Source organism: Rouxiella chamberiensis, from assembly GCF_026967475.1.
Taxonomy (GTDB): domain Bacteria; phylum Pseudomonadota; class Gammaproteobacteria; order Enterobacterales; family Enterobacteriaceae; genus Rouxiella; species Rouxiella chamberiensis.
This window is the reverse complement of record NZ_CP114058.1, coordinates 270949-295942: the sequence shown is the minus strand read 5'-3', so window position 1 is coordinate 295942 and position 24994 is coordinate 270949. Positions and strand designations below refer to the sequence as shown.

The window sequence follows — 24994 nt, the reverse complement described above, 5'->3', positions numbered from 1 at the left end:
CATTTGCCGCTTGTGGCGGTGAACGTAGACCGATAATTCAACATATCGCAGTGTGCAAACGCTGTCGAGAGATCAAGCGACTATTTTTTCAACGGCTCGGGCGCAAGCGCGATATCGTCACGCAACAGACCTAGCAACCAGTCATTATGCCACTCGCCGCGCAGACGATAACTTTCCCGCAGAAGTCCCTCTAGCTGGAATCCGCAGCGTTCAAGCATACGGCGTGAAGGATAATTGCCTTCAATAACATTGGCCTGCAAGCGGTGAAAGCCGCAGACGCGGAAAGCATAGTTGACCACTTCACGCAGCGATTCCTGGCCGTAGCCCTTACCCTGATGTTCGGGCAGCAGCATAAAACCGACTTCGGCCTGCTGATAGGGTCGCCAGTCGGGAAAAAAGCCGGTCAGGCCGACGGGCGCGTCCGTTTCCAGTTCACGGATAACCAGACACAGCCAGAAGTCGGAATATTTCGTCCAATGTCCCAATCGTTGATCGAAACGGTGGCGAATCTGCGCGGGCGTGTCGATATCTCCAATAAATTTCATCACGCCGGGATTTTCGTTCAGCGAAAGAAACAATGGCCAGTCTTCGCGTTTAAGCGGCCGCATGGTCAGCCGCGGCGTTGTCAGAACAATCATGCCCGCTCCCTGTTTTATCTGCATAACAATCGACCAAGTACGCCATAAACCGGCGCTTTTTGAAATGGTTCGCGCTTTCAAAATACGCTATTTTTGATGGCTTACGCGTTTTATGGCTCCTGCAGGCACATTTCCCTATAATCATGCCATTCCAATGAGCGCGATGCTTTGCATCCCACCGAGAATTTGCTGTGCAAAACGTTTTCGATATGACGCTGGCGGTATTTGATCGCGCCGCGTTAATGCTGATTTGCCTGTTTTTCCTGACCCGTACCCGTCTTTTTCGCCGGTTGCTGCAAAAGGAAAACGATGCCCATACGCCGCTGGAACCGACCGCCGTCACCGCGATTTTTTCTCTCTTTGCCATCTTCGGCACCCTTTCCGGCATCAATGTCGAAGGCTCGCTTATCAATGTGCGCACGATAGCTATCGTGTCGGGCGGTATTCTGTTTGGTCCGTGGGTCGGCATCATTACCGGCATTATCTCGGGCAGTCACCGGTTTTTGATTGATATTCATGGTGTCACCTCGATCCCGTGTCTTATCACCAGCATCATCGCCGGTTTTCTTTCGGGTTATATCAATCTCAAAGTGAAAAAAGAGTATCACTGGCGGGTCGGCATTGCGGCGGGGATGCTGTGCGAATCTTTGACCATGCTGCTGATTTTATTGCTTTCACGGCCTTTTGCGCTGGGTCTGGATATCGTGCTGACGATTTCTGCGCCCCTTATCCTCGGCGCGATTTCGATAGGCCCGATCGTGCTGCTAGTACAAAGCGTGGCCGACGAGAAAGAGGCTATTGCCGCCCGTCAGGCCCGGCTGGCGCTGGATATTGCCAACAAGACGCTGCCCTACTTTCGCAATATCAATGCCGAATCGATGGCGACGGTATGCAATATTATCCGTGAAGACATCAACGCCGATGCCGTAGCGATTACCGATACCAAAAACATCCTCGCCTATGTGGGAACAGGCGCGGATCAGTACAATATCGGCCATGAAATCATCAGCGACAACACCAAGGAAGTGATCAGCAGCGGCCGTATAACCATCAAAAACAACGATGAAATGGACCGCACACCGCAAATTCACTCGCAAATGATCATTCCGCTGTGGGAAAAAGGCGTGATCACCGGCTCGTTGAAAATTTACTATTGTCATGCGCACCGTATTACCTATTCGCTGAAAGTCATGGCGGTCGGGTTGTCGCAGATAATTTCGACGCAAATGGAAGTCTCACGCGCCGAGCAGCTGCGTGAAATGGCCAACAAGGCCGAAATGCGCGCCTTGCAGAGCAAGATTAACCCGCACTTTCTGTTTAATGCGCTCAACGCTATCTCTTCGTCGATTCGCATCAATCCAGATACCTCGCGGCAGCTTATTATTAACCTGTCGCGTTACCTGCGTTACAATCTGGAGCTAAACGACGAGCTTATCGACCTGCGCAAGGAACTGCATCAGGTGCAGGACTATATCGCCATCGAACAGGCGCGATTTGGCAGCAAATTGACGGTAATTTACGACATCGACGAAGATGTTTCCGTGTCAATCCCAAGCCTGCTGATTCAGCCGCTGGTAGAAAATGCCATTGTTCACGGCATTCAACCCTGTAGCGGCAAGGGCGTGGTGGTGATTGCCGTCAAACATGTCGGCAATAATATTAACGTCTCCGTAAAAGATACCGGACAAGGTATTCTGCAATCGGTTATCGACCGCGTGGCAAAAAACGAGATGCCGGGCAATAAAATCGGCCTGCTCAATGTTCACCACCGCGTGACCCTGCTTTATGGACAAGGTTTGCAGATCCGCAGACTGGAACCGGGCACAGAAATTTCATTTATGATTGATCGGGAAAAAAGCCGTTGAGAGCAATAATCGTCGAGGATGAATTTCTGGCTCAGGAAGAGCTTGGCTATCTGATTAACACCCACAGTGCGATTGATCTTGTCGGGAAGTTCGATGACGGCCTTGAGGTGCTTAAATACCTGCAAACTCATCAGGTTGACGCCATTTTTCTGGATATTAACATCCCTTCGCTCGACGGCGTGCTGCTGGCGCAGAATATCAGCAAGTTTGCCCACAAGCCGTACATCATTTTCATCACCGCCTACAAAGAGCACGCCGCAGAAGCCTTTGAAATCGAAGCTTTCGACTACATCCTCAAGCCCTATCACGAGTCGCGAATAGTCACGATGCTGCAAAAGCTCGAGTCGCATTTTGAATGGGACAAGCAAAAGCGCGAGAAACAGGCCGATACCCCGGCGGCCACGGGCAGCCATCGCGTAAGTCACAGCATCAATCTCATCAAGGACGAGCGGATTATTGTCACCGATATCAACGATATTTATTATGCCGCCGCGCAGGAAAAGGTCACGCAGGTGTATACCCGCCGCGAAGAATTCACCATGCCGATGAACATTTCCGAGCTATGTCTGCGCCTGCCCGAAGAACATTTCTTCCGCTGTCATCGCTCCTATTGCGTCAATCTGTCGAAGATTCGCGAAATCGTGCCGTGGTTCAACAACACCTATATTTTGCGGTTAAGCGATCTGGATTTTGAAGTGCCGGTGAGCCGCAGCAAGGTCAAGGCCTTCCGCCAGCTGATGGGGTTGTAATTTTACGCGGACAAAAAACTAAGCCTCCTCAGGAACCGGTCCTGAGGAGGCTTAATTATGTTTATCGATTTTGACGCTAGATAACCAGAGTGATGCCGATGGACTGGCGCAGATACGCCCCCGCCCCCAACAGACCCGGCTGGTCGTGCGTGATGAGATAAACAGGAATATCAATCAGATAATCTTTGAAACGCCCCTTGTCCTCGAAGGCGGCACGGAAACCGGAAGCCTTGAAGAAGTCCAGGAAGCGCGGCACGATGCCACCGGCGATGTAAACGCCGCCGAAGGTGCCCATTGTCAGAGCCAGATTGCCCCCGAAACGCCCCATGATGACGCAGAACAGCGACAGCGCACGACGGCAGTCGAGGTTGTCTTCCAGCGCCAGTTTGGTCACGTCTTTCGGTGCATAGTTTTCCGGCTCGCGGTTGTCGGACTTGACGATTGCGCGATAAAGATTGACCAGCCCCGGACCCGAAAGAATACGCTCGGCGGAAACGTGCCCCATTTCGGTACGCAACTGCTCGAGAATGATGTCTTCTTCTTCGCTGTTCGGCGCGAAATCGACGTGTCCGCCTTCGCCCGGCAGGCTCAACCAGCGGTTGGCGACGTGGATGATGTGCGCCACGCCAAGACCGGTTCCCGCGCCGTAAATCACCGCCGGTTTGCCGTCGACCGGCTTCTTGCCGCCAAACTGTAGCAGATCGGCTTCTTTCAGCATCGGGATCGCCATGGACACCGCGGTGAAATCGTTAATGACTTCAAGATGCTCCAGACCCAGGTTTTTCTTCATCTCGGCAATCGAGAACGCCCAGGTGTGGTTGGTCATCGCGACCCAGTCGCCCACAATAGGACAGGCGATGGCTATGCAGGCATCTACGACTTCCTCGTGATGCTGCAACTCCAGATAGTGACGAACTGCCGCTTCGAGACTGTCGTAATCCAGGCCGGAAAAGGTCTGGGCCTGAGAAATCTCGCCACTGTCGAGATCGCAAAGTGCCAGACGGCAGTTTGTGCCTCCGACATCGCCCACCAGGGAGTACTTGGTCATTTTTATCTCCGCAAAAATTAAATTGCTTGCCCTGCTTCGGCACGCATTCAGTGATGTCAATCAGCCTTCTCTGACATGCCCCTTTCAGGGCTGGAAAATCTTGGCCAGCAGGACTATAAGTGCTTAGGTTTATGCTTACAGATCAGTGAGGGCAAAATAGCGGTAATTGACCTATGCTGCAACGCCGATTTAACCTATTGATGATATAAGCAGCGGCATAGCGCAAAATAACTCGGTAACAAAACAAAAAGTCGGCAATCTTCTCTACACTGGACAGAGCAGTATAATAAGGGAATTCCTGCATGTTGCATCCTCGCGCAAAAACCATGCTGACCTTCGGGGTCCCGGCATTGGTGATCGGCTCTGCGTCCAGTATTGTTTTGGTCGCCGTCCTACGTGTCGCCCACGCCTTGCAAAATGTGTTGTGGTTCAATATACCCGACGTTTTAAACATTAACACGCACTCTGCGGGCTGGATGCTGTTTATGCTCACATTGACCGGCGTGGGCGTAGGCGCGGTCATCCGCTATCTGCCGGGCCATGCGGGTCCTGATCCCGCCACTGAGTCCCTGATTGGCATGCCGCTGCCGCTCAATGCGGTGCCGGGACTGCTGCTGGCACTGATACTCGGCCTGGCGGGCGGCGTCAGTCTCGGGCCTGAAAATCCGATTATTGCCATTAATATTGCGCTTGCCGTCACCCTCGGCGCGCAGCTGTTTCCGCGCGTTCAGTCGACCGACTGGGTCATTCTTACTGCGGCAGGTACGCTCGGCGCGCTGTTTGGTGCGCCCGTGGCGGCGGCGCTTATCTTTTCGCAGACCCTGAACACCGGCAAGGATATTTCGCTCTGGGACCGGCTGTTTCCTCCGCTGCTGGCGGCCGGAGCGGGGGCAATGACCAGCAGTCTTTTCGACGAGCCGAACTTCACCCTCAATCTGGCCGCCTATACCAGCACGCACCTTGTCGATGTGTTCAGCGGCGCGATAGTCACCGTCATGGCGATAGCTGTAGGCATGCTGGCGGTATGGTGTTTCCCGCATTTACACCGCTTTTTCCACGCCATTCGCTATCCCATGCTGATGCTGGGTCTGGGCGGTTTTGTACTCGGCTTACTGGCGTTGACCGGCGGACAGATTACGCTGTTTCGGGGCTATGACGAGATGAAACTGCTGGCGGCCACCAGCGACAATCTGTCGCTCGGTAAACTGCTGGCCATCACCCTAAGCAAACTGGCGGCACTGGTCGTGGCAGCAGCCTGCGGCTTTCGGGGCGGACGGATTTTTCCTGCGGTGTTTGTTGGCGTATCGCTCGGGATTTTGCTGCACAATCATGTCGATTCGGTACCTGCGGCGGTGACGGTGTCCTGCGCAGTGATGGGCATGGTGCTTGTGGTCACGCGAGACGGCTGGCTTAGCCTGTTTCTGGCGCTGGCGGTGGTTCCGGATCTCAATTTGCTGCCGGTGCTGTGCATCGTGATGCTGCCGGCCTGGGTAGTGCTGACCGGGAAACCGCTGCTGCTGGTCTCCCGACGCGACAAATCTGCCGATGACGACAGCGATTAATTACATCAGGCTATAGCTGGCCGCCGCCTGTGCGTGAATGGCGGTGGTATCAAACACCGGTACGCGGGCGTCCTGCGCGCCGACCAGCAAGGTAATCTCGGTGCAGCCCAGAATGATGCCCTCGGCGCCCTGCTCTTCCAGTTGGCGAATAATCCGCTGATAATCACCGCGCGAGGCGGGCAGGATTTTACCGAGACACAGCTCTTCATAAATGATGCGATGCACCACGGCGCGGTCGGCCTCGTTTGGCGTCAGCACTTCGATGCCCTGCGCCAGTAATCGACCGCGATAAAAATCCTGCTCCATCGTAAAACGCGTACCCAGCAACCCCACACGCCGCAGATTTTGCCCGAGAACGCGCGACGCGGTGGCATCGGCAATATGCAGCAACGGCAGGCCGCCAATCTGCTCGATGGCCCCAGCCACCTTATGCATCGTGTTGGTACAGACCACTATCACTTCGGCCCCCGCTTTTTTCAGCGCCAGCGCCGCCCCGCCAAGAAGGGCTCCCGCCTGATCCCAGTAGCCCTGCGCCTGCAGCTTTTCTATCTCGTAGAAATCGACACTGTAGAGAATCATTTTAGCCGAATGCAGGCCGCCGAGCGCCTGTTTCACCTGCTCGTTAATGATTCGATAGTAGGGAATGGTGGACTCCCAGCTCATTCCGCCAATCAGGCCCAGGGTTTTCATCGTTAATCTTCCTCTTCGCCATCGGTTCACTCGCTATCAATGCATCATAGCCGAACTGAACCAGCGTTGACGCAGAGTATCGTAAAGCCAGTTGTAGATGAGCGTATAGGGCAGGAAGAACAGGAAAAAGCCCAGCTCAAGCATAAAGGCCTCGAACAGGCCAATCTGCAACCACCCGGCGGCAATCGGCAGGCCGAACAGAATAAATCCGCCTTCAAAACCCAACGCATGGCCGATACGAATAGGCACGGTGCGTTTAATCTTGTTAACAGGCCAGAAGTAATCGAAGAGGCTGTTATAAACCACGTTCCAGACCATAGCCGTCGCCGATAACAAAATGGCCAGCACGCCCATATCAAAAATGGGTTTGTTCATCGCCCACGCTGCGGTCGGGGCACAGATAAGCAGCGCAATGACTTCATAGCCTACAGCGTGGAAAATACGTTCGGACAAACTTTTTTCGCCTTTGCCGGGGCGTTTTTGAATGACATGGTGTTTAGCCTCTACCTTTTTGTGAAACATCGGGACCCGTCCTTGTCCGTAGAGGCATATTTTCATCTATATTAGAGATAGTAAAAAGATAGTTACCATCGATAAAATAGATGGATTAATGCTAACTGATTAAAAGGATTTCCATGCGTTATTCACCCGAAGCGCTGGTCGCATTTGTGGAAACCGCTGCCAGCGGATCTTTTTCGGCGGCGGCGCGCAAGCTGCATAAAAGTCAGTCGACGATCAGCACGGCAGTCGCCAATCTGGAAATAGATCTAGGCATAGTGCTGTTTAACCGCGAGGGCAAGCAGCCGCGCCTGACGCCCGAAGGACAGCGGGTGCTTACGCATGTGCAGGCCATTCTTGCCGCCAGCGAGCAACTTGACGAACTGGCCGTGCGCCTGTCCACACAAACCGAGCCGAGACTGACTTTTGTGCTGTCGGACACCTATCAGCCGACCCACTACGAAACCATGCTGGGCCGCTTCGAACAGCTTTATCCCGATATCGAATTCGAGTGTCTGATAGCAGAAGATCACGACGTGATTGATTTGCTGCAAACGGGGCGTGCGCACATCGGCATGCTGGAGGTTCAGGAGAATTATCCGCCGGATATCGGCTATGCGCGGCTGCCCGACCAGACGGAGATGGCGCTGTTCGTTGCCAAAAAGCATCCGCTGGCTCAGGTGCAGAATCTGCGGCGTGAAGACCTCTCGACCTATCGCCAGCTGTGCCTGCAAACCTATGGCCGCAAGGAAAAACCGCAGGCGCAGGGGCAAACCTGGTCTGCGCCGAGCTATCTTATGCTGCTGGAAATGGCGGAACAGGGCTTCGGCTGGTCGATTCTGCCGCGCTGGCTGGTGGCGCAGTTCGGGCATCATAAACTGCTGGAATTATCTCTGCCGGGCTGGCCGAAACTGATTTCCATCGACGCGGTGTGGTGCAAGAGCAATCAGCCCGGCCCCGCCGGACGCTGGTTTATCGACAGCCTGCTTGATCCGCTGCGCCTGAAAGGCTGATTGACCTCAAGGCGCAGCGCCCTACTCATCACGGGAAGTGTTATGTTCCTCAAGCGCGCGGGTGACGGCGCTCAATAACGGCGGCACATCCATTTTAGGCAGCACGACTTCCACCCAGCCAAGCTGCGGCGTTGCGCTGATTTTTGCCATGACCTGCTGCAACTGCCCGACTTCCGTCACCCTTTCGACAATCGTGGGTTGCGTCGCCCCAAAGGCCTGCGCCAGCAAGGTCCACTGCCATTGTGCAATATCGTTGTAGCGCTGATCCGCCCCATGTATTGCCCGTTCGACGGTATAACCCTCATTGTTGAGGATAAATACCACTGTATTGAGGTTATAGCGAATCGCCGCGCCCAGCGCCTGTACGGTCAGTTGCGCCGATCCATCGCCAATAATCAGCACGACGCGCCGCGTCGGATTGGCAATCTGCGCGCCAAACGCGGCGGGCAGCGTAAAGCCTATCGACCCCCACAGAGGTTGCGCGATAAAATCACAGCCGACCGGCAAGGTGAGCTGCGCTGCGCCGAAACAGGCTGTGCCCTGCTCGGCCACCAGAATGTCGCCCGGCTGGAGAAACGCCTGCATCTGCTGCCAGAATGCCTGCTGGCCCAGTCCCGCTTCGGTGGGGTCGGCAAGACGTTTGTCGGGCAGCGCCGGAGACTGCCAGAAAGGCGCGAGTTCGGCGGTAAGACGATGCAGAATCTCGATACTGACGTGGAACGGCACCTGATCAAAACGCGCCTCTCCCACCTGCGCCGAGAACGGCTGCAAATCGATGCGCTTTTCAGCGGCAATATTCTGGGTAAAACCACTGGTCACCGTATCCGAGAAGCAGACGCCAAGGGTGATGATGGCATCGGCATCCTCAATCACGCGAATCAGTCGCTCGCTGCTGGCCAGTCCTGAATAGGTGCCGCAAAACAGCGGATGCTGCTCGTTCAGCAAGCCTTTACCTAACAGTAACGTAGCGTGCGGCAGGGGCACGTCATCGACCCACTGCTGCACGGCATGCCGAACCTCGAAGCGGTCGGCCAGAAAATCCGCCAGCAGGCTGACGCGCCGTGCAGGCTCAAGCAGCGTTTTAACCGCACGGGTAAAGGCTTCCACGGCCTTGGGATCGACAGGCGGCGGGCTGGGGCGTAAAGGAGTGGTGGGCGGCGCAACCTTGAAGGAGGCGACATCGCTGGGCAACTGAATATAGACCGGGCGGCGGGCGTACAGGGCTTCGCGCAGCACACGGTCTATCTCCGCGGTGGCGTTTTCGCGAGTCAACAGCGCCTGCGCCACACTGAGATGCGCCGACATACGTGCAAAATGGTTGAAGTCGCCGTCGCCGAGGGAGTGATGAAGCAGTTCATGATTATTCTGGGCAGCCAGCGCGGGCGCGCCGACAATGTGAATGACCGGCACATACTCGGCGTAACTGCCCGCAATGCCGTTGAGCGCGCTGAGCTCACCCACGCCAAAGGTTGTCAGCAAGGCAGCCGCCGGTTTGCTGCGACCATAACCGTCTGCGCCATAGGCGGCATTAAGCTCGTTTGAACAGCCAATCCATTTAAGCCGTGGATGGGCAATCACGCTGTCCAGGAACTGCAAATTGTAATCGCCCGGCACGCCGAACATTTCATCAATCCCCAGCTGAGAAAGTCGCTCAACGAGATAGTCACCTACGCTACAAAGATTGCTCATGATGATCCCCTGTTAAATACGCGTTCACCCACTGAATGAACTGGCGGTTAATGACTCTGTCAGTTAATAGTTCTAGCACACCTCCAGTAAAAATAATGATATGAGTGTTTAATATTCAGTCAGTGAATAGAAAGCAAAGATGACCACTGAAATAACGCGTCGTGAACGCCAATATGATCGAATCTTCACACTATTCATCCACCTAAGAGTTTTCCGTTGATGAAAAAAGTGTAGCCGATGTGATCGGCACATCTGAAAATGGGAGTGAAAGCGCATACACTAAAACGCCTTTTTACCCATTGTTACTTTTTGAACAAGGATCCCTATGCCTTATCAAGCCAAGTCCGACCGCTATGAATCCATGCTTTATCGCCGCTGTGGACGCAGTGGCCTGAAGCTTCCCGCCGTGTCGCTGGGTCTGTGGCACAACTTTGGTGACGTCAACCGTTTCGATACCAGCCGTGAGCTGGTGCGCCACGCATTCGATCGCGGGATCACGCATTTTGATCTGGCGAACAACTACGGTCCCCCGCCGGGATCTGCGGAAGAGAATTTCGGCAGGATCCTGCGTGACGATCTGCTGCCGTGGCGCGATGAGCTTATCATCTCCTCCAAAGCCGGTTACACCATGTGGGACGGGCCTTACGGTGACTGGGGATCCAAAAAATATCTGGTTGCGAGCCTCAATCAAAGCCTGAAACGGATGGGACTTGAGTATGTCGATATCTTTTATCATCACCGTCCCGACCCCGACACGCCGCTCGAAGAGACCATGGCCGCGCTGGATTTGATTGTTCGTCAGGGTAAGGCGCTGTATATCGGGCTGTCGAACTATCCGGCGGAACTGGCACAAAAAGCCTTTGCCATTCTTAATCAACTCGGCACGCCGTGTCTTATCCACCAGCCAAAATATTCGATGTTTGAACGCTGGGTGGAAGCGGACCTGCTGGATACCCTGGAACAACACGGCGTTGGTTCGATTGCCTTCTCTCCGCTTGCAGGCGGCGTGTTGACAGACCGCTATCTTGCCGGTATTCCCGAAGACTCCCGCGCAGCCAGCGGCAGCCAGGTTCCTGAAGCCCGATCAACTGACCGAAGAGAAACTGGCGAAGGTCCGCAAACTGAATGATATTGCGCTGGCACGCGGACAAAAACTCTCGCAGATGGCGCTGGCGTGGGTACTTCGCGGCGACCGCATTACCTCGGTGCTGATTGGGGCGAGTAAAGTCAGTCAGATAGACGACGCCGTCAATACGTTGAGCAACCTGCATCTCAGCGAACAGGAAGTGGCCGAGATCGAAAAAATCCTCGTGTAAGCGTTTACTCGATGGCCGACTCCGAGGCGTAAACTTTGCTAACAATCCCGTCAGGGACGCACTGTAAGTAAATCGTTAAACTGGGTAAAACAATCAAAACAGGATTGCGGGCAATAGATCGCCCGCGTTCAAGGCCTTATAACTGTCACTATTGAAAACGTTAGTTAACCCACATGAATGAATGCCGGTATCTGACGAGTAAGTCGTACAGTTCCGATAATTTCATTACGCAATAAAACGGCCTGGCCCGTGCGCAATGAAAAAGGCGGTATAAGGTTGAATGGAGAAACAAGATGAAGAATTTACCCGTTGTGAAGATTGCTTTGGGTGCCCTGCTGTTCGGCCTGTTGCCTGCCACCCTGCCGGCACACGCCGACGGAATTAGCATTAGCGTTCCCGGTTTGTCTATCAATATTGGTTCGCGCGATGACCGCGGCTATTACTGGGACGGCTACGACTGGCGTTCTCCGTACTGGTGGCAGCACCGTAACGAGTATTATGGTCACCGCAATGACCGCGGTTACTATTGGGATGGCGGTCACTGGCGCGATCGCGGCTGGTGGGACAATCACCGCAATGAGGGTCCACGTCCTCCGGAACGTTTCCACGGCGGTCCTGGCCCGGACTTTGGTCACGGGGGGCCTGACCACGGCGATCGGGGTCACGGCGGCGGTCACGACAACGGTAATCACGGCGGAGGCGATCGCGGTAATGGCGGTGGTCACGGCGGCGGTGATCGTGGCAATGGCGGCGGCGGTGAGCATCGTCCTCCTCAGGGCGGACCTGGCGGCGGCGATCGTCACTAATCGCTTCGACTCTTCGGGTCACCATGACCGAATCGAACGCAGCAAAAGGGGCACTGAAAAGTGCCCCTTTTTTATGGATTGCGCGTTAGATAATCGGCAACTATTTCAGCATGCCGATAAGCAGGTAGAAGTTAAGACAGACCACAACCAAGACAATGATGCGCCCTGCCCACTGCATCGGCCTTGAGTTGGTCATATCGCCCATCAGTTCGCGATTGCCGGTAAAGGCCAGCAAGGGCAGCAGCGCCAGCGCAATACCAAAGCTCAGCAACACCTGGCTCATCACCAGAATTTTGGTGGCATCCATACCGGCTAAAATCACTATAAATGAAGGGGCCATGGTCACCGCGCGGCGCACCCACAGCGGGATATAAAACTTCACGAAGCCCTGCATGACCACTTGACCGGCGAGCGTGCCGACCACCGTGGAAGACAGACCGGCGGCAACCAGACTCAGCCCGAATGTGGTGGCGGCGGCGTGACCGAGCAGCGGCGTGAGCGTTAAATAGGCATCTTCCAGCTCGCTGATACCTTTATGCCCGCTAAAGTGGAAGGCCGCGGCCGCTGTCGCCATCATGGCGAGATTCACAAAACCGGCGATGGTCATGGCGACGGCGACGTCAAGCTTGGTCGAGGAATAGCGCTGGTTCGCGTGAATCTTCACTGGAACGCTGGGTCAGCGACGAGTGCAGATAAATGACGTGTGGCATTATCGTCGCGCCAAGCACACCGGCGGCAAGGTAGACGGCATTGCTGTCGGGCAGACCCGGAACCAGCATTCCCTTGCCCAGCTCCATCATTTTCGGCTGCGAGAAGAACAGCTCGACGATATACGCCAGCGCGACAAACAGCAGCAGCCCGCCAATCACTCTCTCGAGCGGCTTTTGCCCTCGCTTTTGCAGGCCGAGGATAATAAAGGTCGCAATACCGGTCAGTACCGCGCCTTCAAGCAGTGTGCAGCCCAGCAGCAGTTTGAAGCCGATTGCAGCTCCGATGAATTCGGCCAGATCGGTGGCCATCGCAATGATTTCAGCCTGAACCCAATAAGCCCAGACGGCAGGACGAGGAAAACGGTCGCGGATGTGTTCGGCGAGATTTTTGCCGGTGGCAATGCCGAGTTTGGCAGACATTAACTGAATCAGCATCGCCATCACGTTGGCCCAGACCACAACCCACAGCAACTGATAGCCATAAGAGGCACCGGCCTGAATGTTGGTGGCGAAGTTTCCGGGATCGATATAGCCAATGGCGGCAATAAAAGCAGGCCCCATTAATGAAAGCTTGATCTTCCTGGAGGAACGGCTGGAGGATTCAGCTCGGCTATTAAACATGTCAGTTAACCCTTACAGTTTTTGTGCGATGAGTCATCATACTTAAGTGATAATGATTATCAAGCGCATTTGGAAAGATCCTGATTATTTCTCTGATAGGGAGTAAGCGGCTGAGGTAAAACTGACAGCTTTCAAACGTTTCAAGCCAAAAGAGTCAATGAAGACTCGCTTTCCTAATACAGACTTTTTAGAATATTCAGTGCCAATACCCACAATGTTAGGGGTGTAATTTGGCTACTGGTAAAATTAGCATAATAAAGCCAACTGTGCGTGATTTTCTTGTGATCTTCACTAATCGTGTTATGTCGCTGGAACTGTTGCTTTTTTTAGTCTTAATTCTTATATTTGCAATGCATATCACATCTTTTATGTACGCGTTACATAAAATGACCGTCGAAATATTGCCTGCCTCAAATTTGGAGCACACATGTCCCGAATACTGCACTTTGTTTTAGCATTAGCAGTTGTCGCAGTACTGGCCTTGCTGGTGAGCCGCGATCGTAAAAACATCCGTTTACGTTTCATCGCTCAGTTGCTGGTCATTGAAGTCCTGTTAGCCTATTTCTTCCTGAATTCAGAAATTGGATTGGGATTCGTCAAAGGCTTCTCCGACTTGTTTGAAACACTTCTGAAATTCGCGGCCGAAGGGACAGGCTTCGTATTTGGAGGCATGAACGAAAAAGGATTGGCGTTCTTCTTCCTGAATGTACTGTGCCCGATCGTGTTTATTTCTGCACTGATTGGCATTTTACAGCACCTGCGCATTTTGCCGGTCATCATCCGCATCATCGGTACTATTTTGTCGAAAATCAACGGTATGGGGAAACTCGAATCCTTCAACGCCGTGAGCTCTCTGATCCTCGGTCAGTCGGAAAACTTTATCGCGTATAAAGATATTCTGGGCAAAATGTCTGAAAAGCGTATGTACACCATGGCAGCGACGGCCATGTCGACCGTCTCGATGTCTATCGTGGGCGCATACATGACCATGCTGGAGCCAAGATTCGTGGTTGCCGCGCTTATCCTCAACATGTTCAGCACCTTCATCGTGCTTTCACTGATCAACCCTTATAAGGTGGAAGGCGAAGAAAATCTGCAAATGACCAATGCGCATCAGGGCCAAAGCTTCTTCGAGATGCTCGGCGAATACATTCTGGCGGGCTTCAAGGTCGCGATTATCGTTGCCGCGATGCTGATTGGCTTTATCGCCCTTATCTCCTGTCTGAATGCGCTGTTCACTGCGGTGTTCAACATCAGTTTCCAGGGCGTGCTGGGCTATGTGGTTCTTCCCGTTTGCCTGGGTAATGGGCGTGCCAACGCATGAAGCGCTGCAGGTCGGCAGTATTATGGCAACCAAGCTTGTCTCCAACGAGTTTGTGGCCATGCTGGATTTGCAGAAAGTGGCGCACGACCTGTCACCACGCGGCGTGGGTATCCTCTCCGTGTTCCTGGTCTCCTTTGCCAACTTCTCGTCGATTGGTATTGTCGCGGGCGCCATCAAGGGTCTGAACGAGCATCAGGGCAACGTGGTGTCGCGCTTTGGTCTGAAACTGCTTTACGGTTCAACGCTTGTCAGCGTGCTGTCTGCCTCTATCGCAGGACTGGTATTGGCGTAACGCTTTGAGTAGTACCGTTTGAAAGGCGCTTCGGCGCCTTTTTTTATGGGCGCGATTCGGGAAGGAATTAAAAACGAGAGGCGAAACAGCGGGCAGTGACGGAGTCCAGAAAAGCAAAAACCCGCCGAAGCGGGTTCTTTAATTTTGGTGGAGATAAGCGGGATCGAACCGCTGACCTCTTGCATGCCATGCAAGCGCTCTCCCAGCTGAGCTATACCCCCACGGGTGTTCGTCAATTTATGGTCGTCTGCCTAATCCTTGGGAAGATTAAGCGGCCAATCTGCTCTGAGAAGAAGATTGGTGGAGATAAGCGGGATCGAACCGCTGACCTCTTGCATGCCATGCAAGCGCTCTCCCAGCTGAGCTATACCCCCGTTCCGGACACATTAAATCTTGTGAACGGGGCGCATAATATGAATTCCCGCCAAAGCTGTCAACGGCTAAATTTGATTATCCGACCAACCGCTGAAAAAGACGCCAAATACCGGCTATAACAGCGATTTTTCATTCGACATGAACAATTAATGCGCAGTTACACTCTTTTTCTCGCCGCCGATTTAATCACGGATATTCGCCATTTCTCTGATCCGCTTCATCATTTTCCACAACAAGCTTAATGCTTTTCTTAACGAACCGTTAACGCGCGGTTCAAGGTGTCTTGTTCTCGGAGAATTCTCATAATAGACTTCTATCGCGTTATCGCCGATGTCTATTAACACCAGGTTGTTTACCCAAAAGATTTCAATAAACAAATAACATCAATCAACATTCGAGCTCACTCATGTCCTTGTATACACCTAAAGAGATAGCCTCACTTGCCGTTACGGCCGGTGTGAATAAAAGTCGTGCATCTGTCACTCACCTGCTGATCCTCGGCTTTCTTGCGGGCGCCTTTATCGCCATCGGCTTTCTGCTCGACCTGCACGTCGTCGGCACATTGCCTGCTTCGTGGGGGTCATTTGGCGGCCTGCTGGGTGCTGCCGTCTTCCCTGTCGGCCTGATCCTTACCGTGCTGGCCGGAGGCGAGCTGTTGACGGGTAACATGATGACGCTGCCGATGGCGTGGTTCGCACGACAAATCAGCCTGTTCGCCGTAGTGCGTAACTGGTTCTGGGTAACGCTCGCCAACCTGATTGGCAGCATCGCCGTGGCGTACTTCTTTGGTCACGTGCTCGGCATGACGGAAGGCGTATTTTTGGCGAAAACGGTGTCTATCGCGCAGGCCAAGGTCAATGCAGACTTCCTGCACTCCTTTATTTCGGGCGTAGGCTGCAACTGGCTGGTCTGTCTGGCGGTATGGCTGGCGTTCGCCAGTAAAGAGATGGGTGGCAAGGTGATTGGGATGTGGTTCCCGGTCATGGCGTTCGTGGCTATCGGTTTCCAGCACGTGGTGGCCAACATGTTCATCATTCCGGCAGCCATTTTTGCCGGTGCGCTGAGCTGGTCGCAGTACTTCCCGAACTTCGCGGCTGTCTTCCTTGGCAATGCCGTAGGCGGTGCCGGATTCGTGGGCCTGATGTACTTTATGGCTTATCGTCCGACGGTAACGACCGAATCAAGCTCGCAGCCTCGTTAATCTTCAGGCAGTAAGCATGAAAAAGGCCAGTCGGAAAATCCGCTGGCCTTTTGTGTTTCTATGCGTTAGCGAGGCGGGTAATTACGCCTGGGCTTCACGTTCGGCGATAAAGGCAAGAGCCTGATCGATACGCGACAGCGTGCGGCGCTGGCCGATGGCGTGAACGGTAACGTCCATACCCGGCGACATGCCCGCACCGGTAACGGCCACACGCAGCGGCATGCCGACTTTACCCATGCCGACACCCAGCGCGTCTGCCGTGCCCTGAATGGCGTTGTGCACGTTTTCAGGCGTCCATTCGGTAATGGCGGCCAGGTTGGCGCGTACGGCTTCAAGCGGCTGACGGGCAACCGGACGCAAATGCTTTTTAGCCGCGTCGGCGTCGAACTCGCTGAAGTCCTCATAGAAATAGTGGCAAGATTCGGCCATCTCTTTCAGCGTCTTGCAGCGCTCGCCCAGCAGTTTCACCAGCTCGCACAGCTGCGGACCATTGCGGGTATCAATGCCCTGCTGCTCGATGTGCCACTGTAAATGTGTCGCCACGTATTCGGCCGGCAGCGCGTTGATATAATGGTGATTCAGCCATTGCAGTTTTTCGGTGTTGAAGGCGCTGGCCGATTTGCTGACGTTTTCCAGACTGAACATAACTTTCATTTCATCAATGCTGAAGATTTCCTGATCGCCGTGGGACCAGCCCAGACGCACCAGATAGTTCAGCAGGGCTTCCGGCAGATAGCCGTCATCACGATATTGCATGACGCCCACGGCACCGTGACGTTTGGACAGCTTTTTGCCGTCATCGCCCAGAATCATGGACACGTGTGCATACACCGGTACCGGCGCGCCCAGGGCTTTCAGAATGTTAATCTGGCGCGGGGTATTGTTGATATGGTCTTCGCCACGAATAACGTGGGTAATTTCCATATCCCAGTCATCGACAACCACACAGAAGTTGTAAGTCGGTGAACCGTCGGTGCGGCGAATGATAAGGTCATCAAGCTCAAGGTTGCTGAATTCGATAGGGCCACGAATCTGGTCATCAAAGATAACCGAGCCTTCCTGCGGATTACGAAAACGTACAACGCAAGGTTCGTCGGCGGCGTGATGTTCGTGGCTATCGCGGCAGCGACCGTCGTAACGTGGCTTCTCGTTGTTGGCCATCTGCTCTTCACGCAGCGCCTCGAGACGCTCTTTGGAGCAGTAACACTTATAGGCCGTGCCGTTTTCCAGCATTTCGTCGATGACCGCGTTGTAACGGTCGAAACGTTTGGTCTGGAAATACGGGCCTTCGTTCCAGTCCAGATTCAGCCAGTTCATCCCGTCCATTATCGCATCGATTGCCGCCTGGGTAGAACGCTCCAGATCGGTATCTTCTATACGTAACACAAACTCGCCACCCAGGTTACGGGCAAAAAGCCAGGAGTAAAGTGCAGTACGCGCGCCGCCAACGTGCAAATAGCCGGTTGGGCTGGGAGCAAAACGGGTTTTGATTTTCATCTGGGAAGCAGCCTTAACTATGTTTCAAATAGATGTCGCGTGAAATTGCGACACTTAACTAATAAAAAGTGGGAGTCATTCTATCACTCTACCTCGATTCCTCAACGTCGATACGTCCAAACCCGAAGCGAAATAGCCCATTGATGCATAAAGAATAGACCGGATTGCATACTTTTTTGGCGGCTTGTCTAGTTTTACGCCGAACAGTCATTTTTGTTTTTAAAAACCGTTGACTCAATTCGAACTATCCCTATAATGCGACTCCATCACGACGGGGCGATTAGCTCAGTTGGTAGAGCATCTCCTTTACACGGAGGGGGTCGGCGGTTCGAGCCCGTCATCGCCCACCACTCTTTTTAAGAGTGACCGCGTTGTGATAAGCCATCTTATGATGGGCGATTAGCTCAGTTGGTAGAGCATCTCCTTTACACGGAGGGGGTCGGCGGTTCGAGCCCGTCATCGCCCACCACTCTTATGAGTGATGGTGCAGTAAGAAGAAATGAGAAATGGGCGATTAGCTCAGTTGGTAGAGCATCTCCTTTACACGGAGGGGGTCGGCGGTTCGAGCCCGTCATCGCCCACCATTTCTCGGTTATCTTCTTGCGAAACAGTTTTCAGAAGTGGGCGATTAGCTCAGTTGGTAGAGCATCTCCTTTACACGGAGGGGGTCGGCGGTTCGAGCCCGTCATCGCCCACCACTTCTGATAATTGAAGAGTACAAGACAGTTACTAAAAAGTGGGTCGTTAGCTCAGTTGGTAGAGCAGTTGACTTTTAATCAATTGGTCGCAGGTTCGAATCCCGCACGACCCACCACTTAGTAAGAAAAAAGCGCCTAACGGGCGTTTTTTGCGTTTCAGGGCCAGCGAAACTTCTTCCTTCTTCCTTCTTTCATTGTTCCTTCTCTATTTCCTCGTCTCTTGAATTCAAACGTCTTCGAACTTGTTATCTCCCCTTCTCCTGCATCAGTCCAATTCTCTGCGAGTATAAGTTTTATTTCTCTATTCTTCCCTTTTACGGCGACCTTCATACATTACCCTTATACGTGGCGAAATGGGTGAAATATCCACCACTAAACCGCTTTACTAAACCGGTTTACTTTGTTATCACACTGTTATCAGCTTAAAAAGCGACCAGGAGAAAGCGGTATGAGCAAGCGCGTATTGTTGTTGGGTGAAAGCTGGGTCAGTTCTTCGACCCATTATAAAGGCTTCGATCAGTTCGGCAGTGTGACTTTTCATCTAGGGGCCGAACCATTGGTCAAGGCCCTCGAAAATACCGAATTCGAGCTGACGTATATGCCCGCTCACGAAGTGGTTGAAAAGCTGCCGTTCGATCTGGAAGGCCTCAAGGCCTATGACGCCATTATCCTGTCCGATATCGGCGCAAACTCCCTGCTGTTGCCACCGGCAGTATGGATGCACAGCAAACCCATGCCCAACCGCCTTAAACTTTTACGTCAATGGACCGCAGAAGGCGGCGGCCTGATGATGATAGGCGGTTATTTCTCCTTCCAGGGTATCGACGGCAAGGCCCGCTGGCGCAATACGCCGGTTGAAGAAGCCTTGCCGGTCACCTGCCTGCCTTACGACGATCGTCTGGAAATTCCAGAAGGTTTTTCGGCAAAGATAACTGCCGATAGCACCCATCCGATTCTCAAAGGCATCGAAGGCGAATGGCCGCTGCTTCTGGGTGCCAACGAAGTGCTGCTGAAAGACGGCGCTGAAGTGCTCGCGACCTTGCCCGACGACGAAGGCGGACATCCTCTGCTGGTCAGCGGAACCTACGGCGAAGGTCGTTCGCTGGTCTGGACTTCCGATATCGGCCCGCATTGGGTTCCGGGTGAGTTCATTCAGTGGCCGGGTTATGACCAGCTGTGGAAAAACTGCCTGAGCTGGCTTACCCGTCTGGAAGATAAATAACGCCGAGGGCATCGCGGATGAGTCAACCCTACGTTCAGGCCAGACATATCAGCAAGCGTTTTGGTGCACTGACCGCGCTCAACGACATCAATATCGATATTTACGCCGGCGAAGTGCTGGCGCTGCTCGGCGATAACGGGGCCGGTAAATCAACCTTTACCAAAGTGCTGGCAGGCGCCTACCCCGCGAGTTCCGGCGAGCTGCTGGTCGCGGGTGAACCTGCGGTCTTTGCCTCGCCGAAACAGGCCGCCGATCGCGGTATCGCGACGATTTTTCAGGAGCTTGCCCTGTCCGAAAATCTGTCGATTGCCGAAAACGTGTTTCTTGGTCGCGAGCTGAAACGCCGCTTTCTCGGGATTCCGTTTTTACGTCAGCAGGCAATGCAGTCGCGCGTCGCCGAACTGTTGCAGGAACTCGAGGCGCACATCAGCGATCCACTGGCCCCCGTCGGCAGTCTGTCTGGCGGGCAGCGTCAGGCGGTGGCGATTTGCCGGGCGCTCAATCTTGATGCCCGTCTGGTGATTATGGATGAACCCACAGCGGCACTGGCCGTTGCCGAAACGCGCAAAGTGCTGGCCCTCACCCGCAAGCTGGCCGAACGCGGCTGCGCGGTGGTGTTGATTAGTCACAATATTTCCGACGTTTTCGACGTTGCCGACCGGATGGTGGTTTTCCGTCGGGGCCGCAAAATTGCCGAACGACGCCGTGCCGAGACAACCCCCGAAGAGATTGTTTCGTTAATTACCGGCGCCCATCCCGACGCGCGAGCGTTTGATGCCGTCACCGTGTAGCTGCGCTACTCCTTTATAGATGGTGGATCCCTTATGTCAAAGACTTCACGAATCGTTAAGACCCTTGCCGCCACGTTAGTAACCTCTGCCCTGCTCGCCTGTGGCATCACGGGTGCTTTCGCGGCAGATAAGCCGAAAGTGGCCTTTGTGCCGCAGATTGTCGGCATTCCGTATTTCAAGGCGATGCAGGACGGCGGTACGCGCGCGGCTAAAGCGTTTGGCGTGGATTTTGTCTACACGGGGCCGGTCGATACCAACCCGATGGACCAACTGCAAATCGTGCAAAACCTGATAGCTCAAGGTGTCAACGCCATTTCCGTAAGCGTACTCGATGCTTCGAGCATTGCCCCCGTTGTCGCGCAGGCCAAAGCCAAAAACATCAAACTGTTCACCAGCGACAGTGATGCGCCCGACAGCGGCCGCGCGGTTTATGTGGCGCAGGCCACCGATCAGGGACTCGGCGAAACTATCATTGATCAAATGGTTGAACGCGTCGGCGATCACGCCACCATCGGCATCGTTTCGGGTGAGGCCACCGCCTCCAACCTCAATGCCTGGATTGGTTTCATGCAGAAACGGGTGAAGGAAAAATACCCGAATGTCACGTTGCTGAAACCTCAGTTTGCCGGTGGCACCTCGAGCCGGGCGGCGCAGATAGCCACCGATCTCATGGCTTCCCATCCTGATCTGAAAGGCATTATTGCCGTCGCTTCGACAACCTGTCCGGGCGTGGCGCAGGCAATAGAAACCGCAGGAAAGGTCGGCAAAGTGGTCGGCACCGGCTATTGCAGCCCAAACACCGCGCGTGCCTATCTTAAAAGCGGCTCCTTTGGTTTCTCCGTGCTGTGGGATCCCGAAAAACTGGGTTATCTGACCGTCTGGGCCGGTAAACAGCTGATTGATGGCAAAAGTTTCAGTGCCGAAAATACGGTGCCGGGGCTGGACCAACCGGTTAAATACGACGCGAAAACCGGCATTTTGCTGCTCGGCGCGCCTGCGGTCTTCACGGCTAAAAATGTCGACCAGTTCCATTTCTAAATGAAGGGATTCAACCCCAATGGAGAGCGCAGCGCTGTGGTAAATCGCAAGAGCTTGACCTCGTCTCTTTCTTTATCCGGGCGGGAACTGACGCTGGCCTGCGTCTGTCTGCTGGCCTTGGTGGTTTTTAGCCTGTCCTCGCCGTATTTCGCGACGGTCGATAATTTAACGACCGTCATGCGCAATAGCGTCGAGTTACTGCTGATTGGCCTGGGCATGACGCTTCTGCTGGCGATGGGCGGAGTTGATGTGTCTGTCGGCGTGGTCATGGGGCTGGCGGCGATAGGTGTCGGGCAACTGCTCAATACCCCGCTCGCCCCCGCTCTCACGGCACTCGCTGGCCCGCTGATTGGCATTCTCGCCGGGCTGATTACCGCCTGCGTGGTGGTGCTCGGCAAGATCCCGTCGATTGTCGGCACGCTCGGGCTTTACGGCGTCTATCGTACCGCCGTTTTCGCCCTGCTCGGCGGCCAGTGGCTGTCGGGGCTGCCCGCCACGCTGACCCGGCAGCTTGAAACACGACTGCTTGGCCTGCCCGTGACGGTTTGGGTCATCGTGCTGGCCTATTTTATGGTCTGGCTGGCGCTGCGCCGCACGCCTTTCGGCCCGCATCTGCTGGCTGTCGGCCACTCTCCCGACAAGGCACGCCTTTCCGGCATCGCCGTCACGCGGGTTCGTTTTATTACTTTTATTATTAGCGGCGCACTGTGCGGATTGGCCGCGACCTTTTATGTCGCGACCTACCGCAACGTGGAGATGACTATCGGCAGTACGCTGGCGCTTGAGGCTATCGCAGCCGTGGTGCTCGGCGGCACCAGCATCATGGGCGGTCACTGTAGTCTGCTCGGCACGGTGCTCGGCGTCTTTCTGCTGCGGATCCTGCAAAACGGCCTGCTGCTGATGGGCGTTCCGTCACTGTGGCAAACCGTGGTGACCGGTGCGCTGCTGTTGCTGGTGCTGATTGCCGAAGTGGCCACCGGAAGACTGAAATATGCGCCGTGGATGATGCGCCTCAAACGGAGACAATCTTCATGAAGGCCCTGAACAAGGCAAGTACGCTGCGCTGGTGTCAGCGAAATCTGGTACTGACGATTCTGGCCGCACTGTGGACAGTGCTGATTCTGGTCGTGGTCATCGCCCAGCCCTCCATTTTCTCGGGCGCGACGCTCGGCAGCATTTTGCAGTTCGCCACCCTGCTGGCGCTGGTTTCACTGGGACAGGCACTGGTCGTGCTGTGTGGCGGCGCGGGCATCGACCTCTCCGTCGGCGGCAATGTGTCGCTGTCAGCCATTGTCGGCGTAACCAGTGTGCAGGCCGGATTGCCGCCTGCTCTCCTGCCGGTCGTTTGCCTGCTGTGTGGCGCGTTGCTCGGCGCCCTCAACGGCATTCTGGTCGCCAGACTGCGCATTTATCCGCTGATTGTCACCCTCGGCACCTTCTATCTCTATTCCGGACTGGCGCTGTGTCTCACCGATGGTGCAGCCCAAAGCGGCGTGCCTGCCTGGGCGCTGCCGTGGGGTCGCGGCATGCTGGGCGATGTTCCACTGCCCTTCCTGACGCTGGTTCTGCCCGCGTTTGTCATCGTCGCCATCCTGCTCTCCTTCACCTCGTGGGGCCGCTGGATTTATGCCATGGGATTCAACGAACACGCGGCGCGGCTGGTCGGTATTCCGGTAGACCGGATGCGGATCGTGCTTTACAGCCTGTGCGGTCTGCTGGCGGGCGCGGCGAGCTTTGTTTCCCTGTCGTGGCTGGGCAGCGGCCGACCGGACGCCGGCGTCAATCTGGAACTTGAATCACTGACTGCTGCACTGCTCGGCGGTATCGCCATCTTTGGCGGCAAAGGGGGCGTGAGCGGCGTTTTTGCTGCCGTGCTGCTGCTGGTCGCGCTGAAAACCAGCATGCTGCAGTTTGGCATCAACAGCGTCTGGCAAGTCGGCGTCGTGGGTCTGCTGCTGATAGCCGTACTGCTCGCCGACCGACTTTCTTCACGCGTTTCGCAAATAAACGGAGCCCGATAATGTCTCTTTCAGAAAAGATTTCCGCGCACATAGAAGCAAATCCGCAGCGCATCGTCGAGACGCTGTGCGATATTTTATCCTTTCCGTCCATCGTGCTTGCCGACCCGACACAGGCCGGTCCGGGCGAGCATGACTGCCAGCGTTACCTGCAACAGCGTCTCGAAGCGCTGGGCATGACGACCGACCTCTGGGACCCCGACGGCCCGGCATTGTACGAGAAATACAAGGGTCGACCGGGAGCCAACAAGGGCCGCACTTTTGAAGGTCGCCCCAATCTTGGCGGCACATTGAAAGGCACAGGCGGCGGGAAATCCATCATGCTGACCGGGCACATCGACGTCGTGCCACCCGGCGCACGCGCGCACTGGAACACCGATCCTTTTGTCCCTGAAGTGATTGACGAACACGTCTTTGGACGCGGTGCCGTCGATATGAAAGGCGGTGTCGCCTGTATGCTGATGGCGGTGGAGTTTCTGCATGAACTGGGTATCAAACATGCCGGTGACGTGGTCTTTACCACTGTCGTGGACGAAGAGATAGGCGGCATGGGATCGCTCGCAATGGTGGATCGCGGCTTCAAGGCTGATGCAGGCATCATGACCGAGCCGAGTGCCAACCGCATTGCCCCGCTGTGCCACGGCATTCTCTGGGGCAAGATTCTGGTCAATGGCGTGGGCGGCCATGCCGAACTGATGCCGAATTCATGGTATGGCACCGGGCCTGTCGATGCAGTGCAGCTTTGCCGCCAGATTATGGACGGCATCGATATCATCAACCGCCGCTGGCAGTTTGATCCTAAAAAGAATCATCCGTTAATGGCGTTGCCGAATCAGATTCTGGTTACTCAGCTCAAGGTGGGCGAGCACGCATCTTCTACCGCAGGGTATGGCGAAATCATCATCGACGTGCAGTATCTTCCGTCCGAAAAAGACGAGTTTGGGCTTGGCGGCCATGTGAAGCGCGAAGTCGAGGAGCATCTGGCAAATATTTGTCTGGCGGATCCTTATCTGCGCCAGCATCCGGCCACCATCGAGTGGATCCTCGACGCCGACTGCGCCGAGATCCCGGCCGATCACCCGTTTGTGCAAACTTTCCAGCAGGCCGTGATCGAAGCCGATCTTTCACCTGTGCTCTCGGGATTTGGTGCGCACAGCGACATCGGCCTGCCGAGCGGTCTGGGCAATACCCCGACCGTCAATTTCGGCCCCGGCGACCCTGCGCAGTCCCACCAGCCCAATGAACGCGTCTCCATCGCCGATCTGGTGAGCTGCACCAAAGCCATCGCCCTGACAATTGAAAAATGGTGTAGATAGTGATGCAGCGCTGCGCG

18 protein-coding genes, 7 tRNA genes and 3 pseudogenes are annotated in these 24994 nt (G+C 54.7%); 19 read left to right on the top strand and 9 right to left on the bottom strand.

Annotated features, from left to right (window positions below):
- Positions 1–80 precede the first annotated feature (80 nt).
- The gene (locus O1V66_RS01390) at positions 81–638 is read right to left on the bottom strand and encodes a GNAT family N-acetyltransferase (RefSeq protein ID WP_045047494.1); all 558 of its coding nucleotides are present in this window, start codon (positions 636–638) and stop codon (positions 81–83) included.
- Between the two features lie 209 nt (positions 639–847).
- Between O1V66_RS01390 and O1V66_RS01385 the strand changes: the two genes are divergently transcribed.
- Positions 848–2503 carry a LytS/YhcK type 5TM receptor domain-containing protein gene (locus O1V66_RS01385; RefSeq protein ID WP_414058464.1) on the top strand — a complete coding sequence of 552 codons (1656 nt, stop codon included), beginning with the start codon at positions 848–850 and terminating at the stop codon, positions 2501–2503.
- Positions 2500–3252, top strand: a complete 753-nt coding sequence (locus O1V66_RS01380; RefSeq protein ID WP_045047496.1) for a LytR/AlgR family response regulator transcription factor — start codon at positions 2500–2502, stop codon at positions 3250–3252. Before O1V66_RS01385 ends, O1V66_RS01380 begins: the two co-directional genes overlap by 4 nt.
- Before the next feature lie 76 nt (positions 3253–3328).
- On the opposite strand, the gene glk is transcribed toward O1V66_RS01380, so the two are convergent.
- Positions 3329–4300: a glucokinase gene (gene glk, locus O1V66_RS01375; RefSeq protein WP_045047497.1), complete on the bottom strand. Its 972-nt coding sequence runs from the start codon at positions 4298–4300 to the stop codon at positions 3329–3331.
- 302 nt (positions 4301–4602) lie between these two features.
- Between glk and O1V66_RS01370 the strand changes: the two genes are divergently transcribed.
- Positions 4603–5862 (top strand): ion channel protein, encoded by a 1260-nt coding sequence (locus O1V66_RS01370; RefSeq protein WP_045047498.1) that lies wholly within the window; start codon positions 4603–4605, stop codon positions 5860–5862.
- Here the strand turns inward: O1V66_RS01370 and O1V66_RS01365 are convergent, their stop codons facing one another.
- Entirely contained in the window at positions 5863–6552 is a 690-nt protein-coding gene (locus O1V66_RS01365; RefSeq protein ID WP_045047499.1) for an aspartate/glutamate racemase family protein, read from the bottom strand.
- 36 nt (positions 6553–6588) lie between these two features.
- Positions 6589–7074, bottom strand: a complete 486-nt coding sequence (locus O1V66_RS01360; RefSeq protein WP_269128036.1) for a multidrug/biocide efflux PACE transporter — start codon at positions 7072–7074, stop codon at positions 6589–6591.
- 113 nt (positions 7075–7187) lie between these two features.
- Here O1V66_RS01360 and O1V66_RS01355 point away from each other — a divergent pair, with 113 nt between their 5' ends.
- On the top strand, positions 7188–8063 hold the full coding sequence (locus O1V66_RS01355) for a LysR family transcriptional regulator (protein WP_045047501.1): 876 nt from the start codon (positions 7188–7190) through the stop codon (positions 8061–8063).
- A 21-nt stretch (positions 8064–8084) separates the two neighbouring features.
- On the opposite strand, the gene O1V66_RS01350 is transcribed toward O1V66_RS01355, so the two are convergent.
- Entirely contained in the window at positions 8085–9752 is a 1668-nt protein-coding gene (locus O1V66_RS01350; RefSeq protein ID WP_045047502.1) for an alpha-keto acid decarboxylase family protein, read from the bottom strand.
- Between the two features lie 325 nt (positions 9753–10077).
- Between O1V66_RS01350 and mgrA the strand changes: the two are divergent.
- A pseudogene (gene mgrA / locus O1V66_RS01345) lies at positions 10078–11068 on the top strand (L-glyceraldehyde 3-phosphate reductase).
- A gap of 293 nt (positions 11069–11361) precedes the next feature.
- A complete protein-coding gene (locus tag O1V66_RS01340) occupies positions 11362–11874 on the top strand; it encodes a DUF2502 domain-containing protein (protein ID WP_045047504.1) in 513 nt (170 codons plus the stop codon).
- Positions 11875–11974: 100 nt separating this feature from the next.
- Here O1V66_RS01340 and O1V66_RS01335 read toward each other — a convergent pair.
- Positions 11975–13205 (bottom strand): annotated as a pseudogene (locus O1V66_RS01335) (Nramp family divalent metal transporter).
- A gap of 427 nt (positions 13206–13632) precedes the next feature.
- Between O1V66_RS01335 and O1V66_RS01330 the strand changes: the two are divergent.
- A pseudogene (locus tag O1V66_RS01330) lies at positions 13633–14821 on the top strand (NupC/NupG family nucleoside CNT transporter).
- 145 nt (positions 14822–14966) lie between these two features.
- Here O1V66_RS01330 and O1V66_RS01325 read toward each other — a convergent pair.
- Both O1V66_RS01325 and O1V66_RS01320 read right to left on the bottom strand, forming a co-directional pair.
- Positions 14967–15042 (bottom strand) — tRNA-Ala (locus tag O1V66_RS01325).
- Positions 15043–15119: 77 nt separating this feature from the next.
- A tRNA-Ala gene (locus O1V66_RS01320) sits at positions 15120–15195 on the bottom strand.
- 407 nt (positions 15196–15602) lie between these two features.
- On the opposite strand from O1V66_RS01320, the gene O1V66_RS01315 reads away from it, so the two are divergent.
- Positions 15603–16397, top strand: coding sequence for a formate/nitrite transporter family protein (locus O1V66_RS01315; protein WP_045047507.1), 795 nt, complete (start codon positions 15603–15605; stop codon positions 16395–16397).
- A gap of 81 nt (positions 16398–16478) precedes the next feature.
- Here O1V66_RS01315 and gltX read toward each other — a convergent pair whose 3' ends face one another.
- Complete coding sequence (gltX, locus tag O1V66_RS01310; protein WP_045047508.1) at positions 16479–17894, bottom strand: glutamate--tRNA ligase; 1416 nt, start codon at positions 17892–17894, stop codon at positions 16479–16481.
- Between the two features lie 274 nt (positions 17895–18168).
- Here gltX and O1V66_RS01305 point away from each other — a divergent pair.
- From O1V66_RS01305 to O1V66_RS01255, 11 genes are all read left to right on the top strand, one after another.
- A tRNA-Val gene (locus O1V66_RS01305) sits at positions 18169–18244 on the top strand.
- Between the two features lie 43 nt (positions 18245–18287).
- Positions 18288–18363: transfer RNA gene (locus O1V66_RS01300), tRNA-Val, on the top strand.
- A gap of 39 nt (positions 18364–18402) precedes the next feature.
- Positions 18403–18478: transfer RNA gene (locus tag O1V66_RS01295), tRNA-Val, on the top strand.
- A 38-nt stretch (positions 18479–18516) separates the two neighbouring features.
- Positions 18517–18592 (top strand) — tRNA-Val (locus tag O1V66_RS01290).
- A 40-nt stretch (positions 18593–18632) separates the two neighbouring features.
- Positions 18633–18708 (top strand) — tRNA-Lys (locus tag O1V66_RS01285).
- A gap of 332 nt (positions 18709–19040) precedes the next feature.
- Positions 19041–19814 carry a glutamine amidotransferase gene (locus O1V66_RS01280; protein WP_045047509.1) on the top strand — a complete coding sequence of 258 codons (774 nt, stop codon included), beginning with the start codon at positions 19041–19043 and terminating at the stop codon, positions 19812–19814.
- Positions 19815–19831: 17 nt separating this feature from the next.
- Positions 19832–20605, top strand: a complete 774-nt coding sequence (locus tag O1V66_RS01275; protein WP_045047510.1) for an ATP-binding cassette domain-containing protein — start codon at positions 19832–19834, stop codon at positions 20603–20605.
- A gap of 33 nt (positions 20606–20638) precedes the next feature.
- Positions 20639–21643 carry an autoinducer 2 ABC transporter substrate-binding protein gene (locus O1V66_RS01270; RefSeq protein WP_045047511.1) on the top strand — a complete coding sequence of 335 codons (1005 nt, stop codon included), beginning with the start codon at positions 20639–20641 and terminating at the stop codon, positions 21641–21643.
- A gap of 36 nt (positions 21644–21679) precedes the next feature.
- On the top strand, positions 21680–22678 hold the full coding sequence (locus tag O1V66_RS01265; RefSeq protein WP_241481383.1) for an ABC transporter permease: 999 nt from the start codon (positions 21680–21682) through the stop codon (positions 22676–22678).
- Complete coding sequence (locus O1V66_RS01260) at positions 22675–23664, top strand: ABC transporter permease (protein ID WP_045047512.1); 990 nt, start codon at positions 22675–22677, stop codon at positions 23662–23664. The genes O1V66_RS01265 and O1V66_RS01260 overlap by 4 nt, the downstream gene beginning before the upstream one ends.
- Positions 23664–24977, top strand: coding sequence for a M20 family metallopeptidase (locus tag O1V66_RS01255; protein ID WP_045047513.1), 1314 nt, complete (start codon positions 23664–23666; stop codon positions 24975–24977). Before O1V66_RS01260 ends, O1V66_RS01255 begins: the two co-directional genes overlap by 1 nt.
- Positions 24978–24994: the final 17 nt, after the last annotated feature.

Coding starts and splice junctions, on each gene's coding strand:
- O1V66_RS01390 (WP_045047494.1), bottom strand. CDS start 638: ATGATTGTTCTGACAACGCCGCGGCTGACCATGCGGCCGCTTAAACGC.
- O1V66_RS01385 (WP_414058464.1), top strand. CDS start 848: ATGACGCTGGCGGTATTTGATCGCGCCGCGTTAATGCTGATTTGCCTG.
- glk (WP_045047497.1), bottom strand. CDS start 4,300: ATGACCAAGTACTCCCTGGTGGGCGATGTCGGAGGCACAAACTGCCGT.
- O1V66_RS01370 (WP_045047498.1), top strand. CDS start 4,603: ATGTTGCATCCTCGCGCAAAAACCATGCTGACCTTCGGGGTCCCGGCA.
- O1V66_RS01365 (WP_045047499.1), bottom strand. CDS start 6,552: ATGAAAACCCTGGGCCTGATTGGCGGAATGAGCTGGGAGTCCACCATT.
- O1V66_RS01360 (WP_269128036.1), bottom strand. CDS start 7,074: ATGTTTCACAAAAAGGTAGAGGCTAAACACCATGTCATTCAAAAACGC.
- O1V66_RS01355 (WP_045047501.1), top strand. CDS start 7,188: ATGCGTTATTCACCCGAAGCGCTGGTCGCATTTGTGGAAACCGCTGCC.
- O1V66_RS01350 (WP_045047502.1), bottom strand. CDS start 9,752: ATGAGCAATCTTTGTAGCGTAGGTGACTATCTCGTTGAGCGACTTTCT.
- O1V66_RS01340 (WP_045047504.1), top strand. CDS start 11,362: ATGAAGAATTTACCCGTTGTGAAGATTGCTTTGGGTGCCCTGCTGTTC.
- O1V66_RS01315 (WP_045047507.1), top strand. CDS start 15,603: ATGTCCTTGTATACACCTAAAGAGATAGCCTCACTTGCCGTTACGGCC.
- gltX (WP_045047508.1), bottom strand. CDS start 17,894: ATGAAAATCAAAACCCGTTTTGCTCCCAGCCCAACCGGCTATTTGCAC.
- O1V66_RS01280 (WP_045047509.1), top strand. CDS start 19,041: ATGAGCAAGCGCGTATTGTTGTTGGGTGAAAGCTGGGTCAGTTCTTCG.
- O1V66_RS01275 (WP_045047510.1), top strand. CDS start 19,832: ATGAGTCAACCCTACGTTCAGGCCAGACATATCAGCAAGCGTTTTGGT.
- O1V66_RS01270 (WP_045047511.1), top strand. CDS start 20,639: ATGTCAAAGACTTCACGAATCGTTAAGACCCTTGCCGCCACGTTAGTA.
- O1V66_RS01260 (WP_045047512.1), top strand. CDS start 22,675: ATGAAGGCCCTGAACAAGGCAAGTACGCTGCGCTGGTGTCAGCGAAAT.
- O1V66_RS01255 (WP_045047513.1), top strand. CDS start 23,664: ATGTCTCTTTCAGAAAAGATTTCCGCGCACATAGAAGCAAATCCGCAG.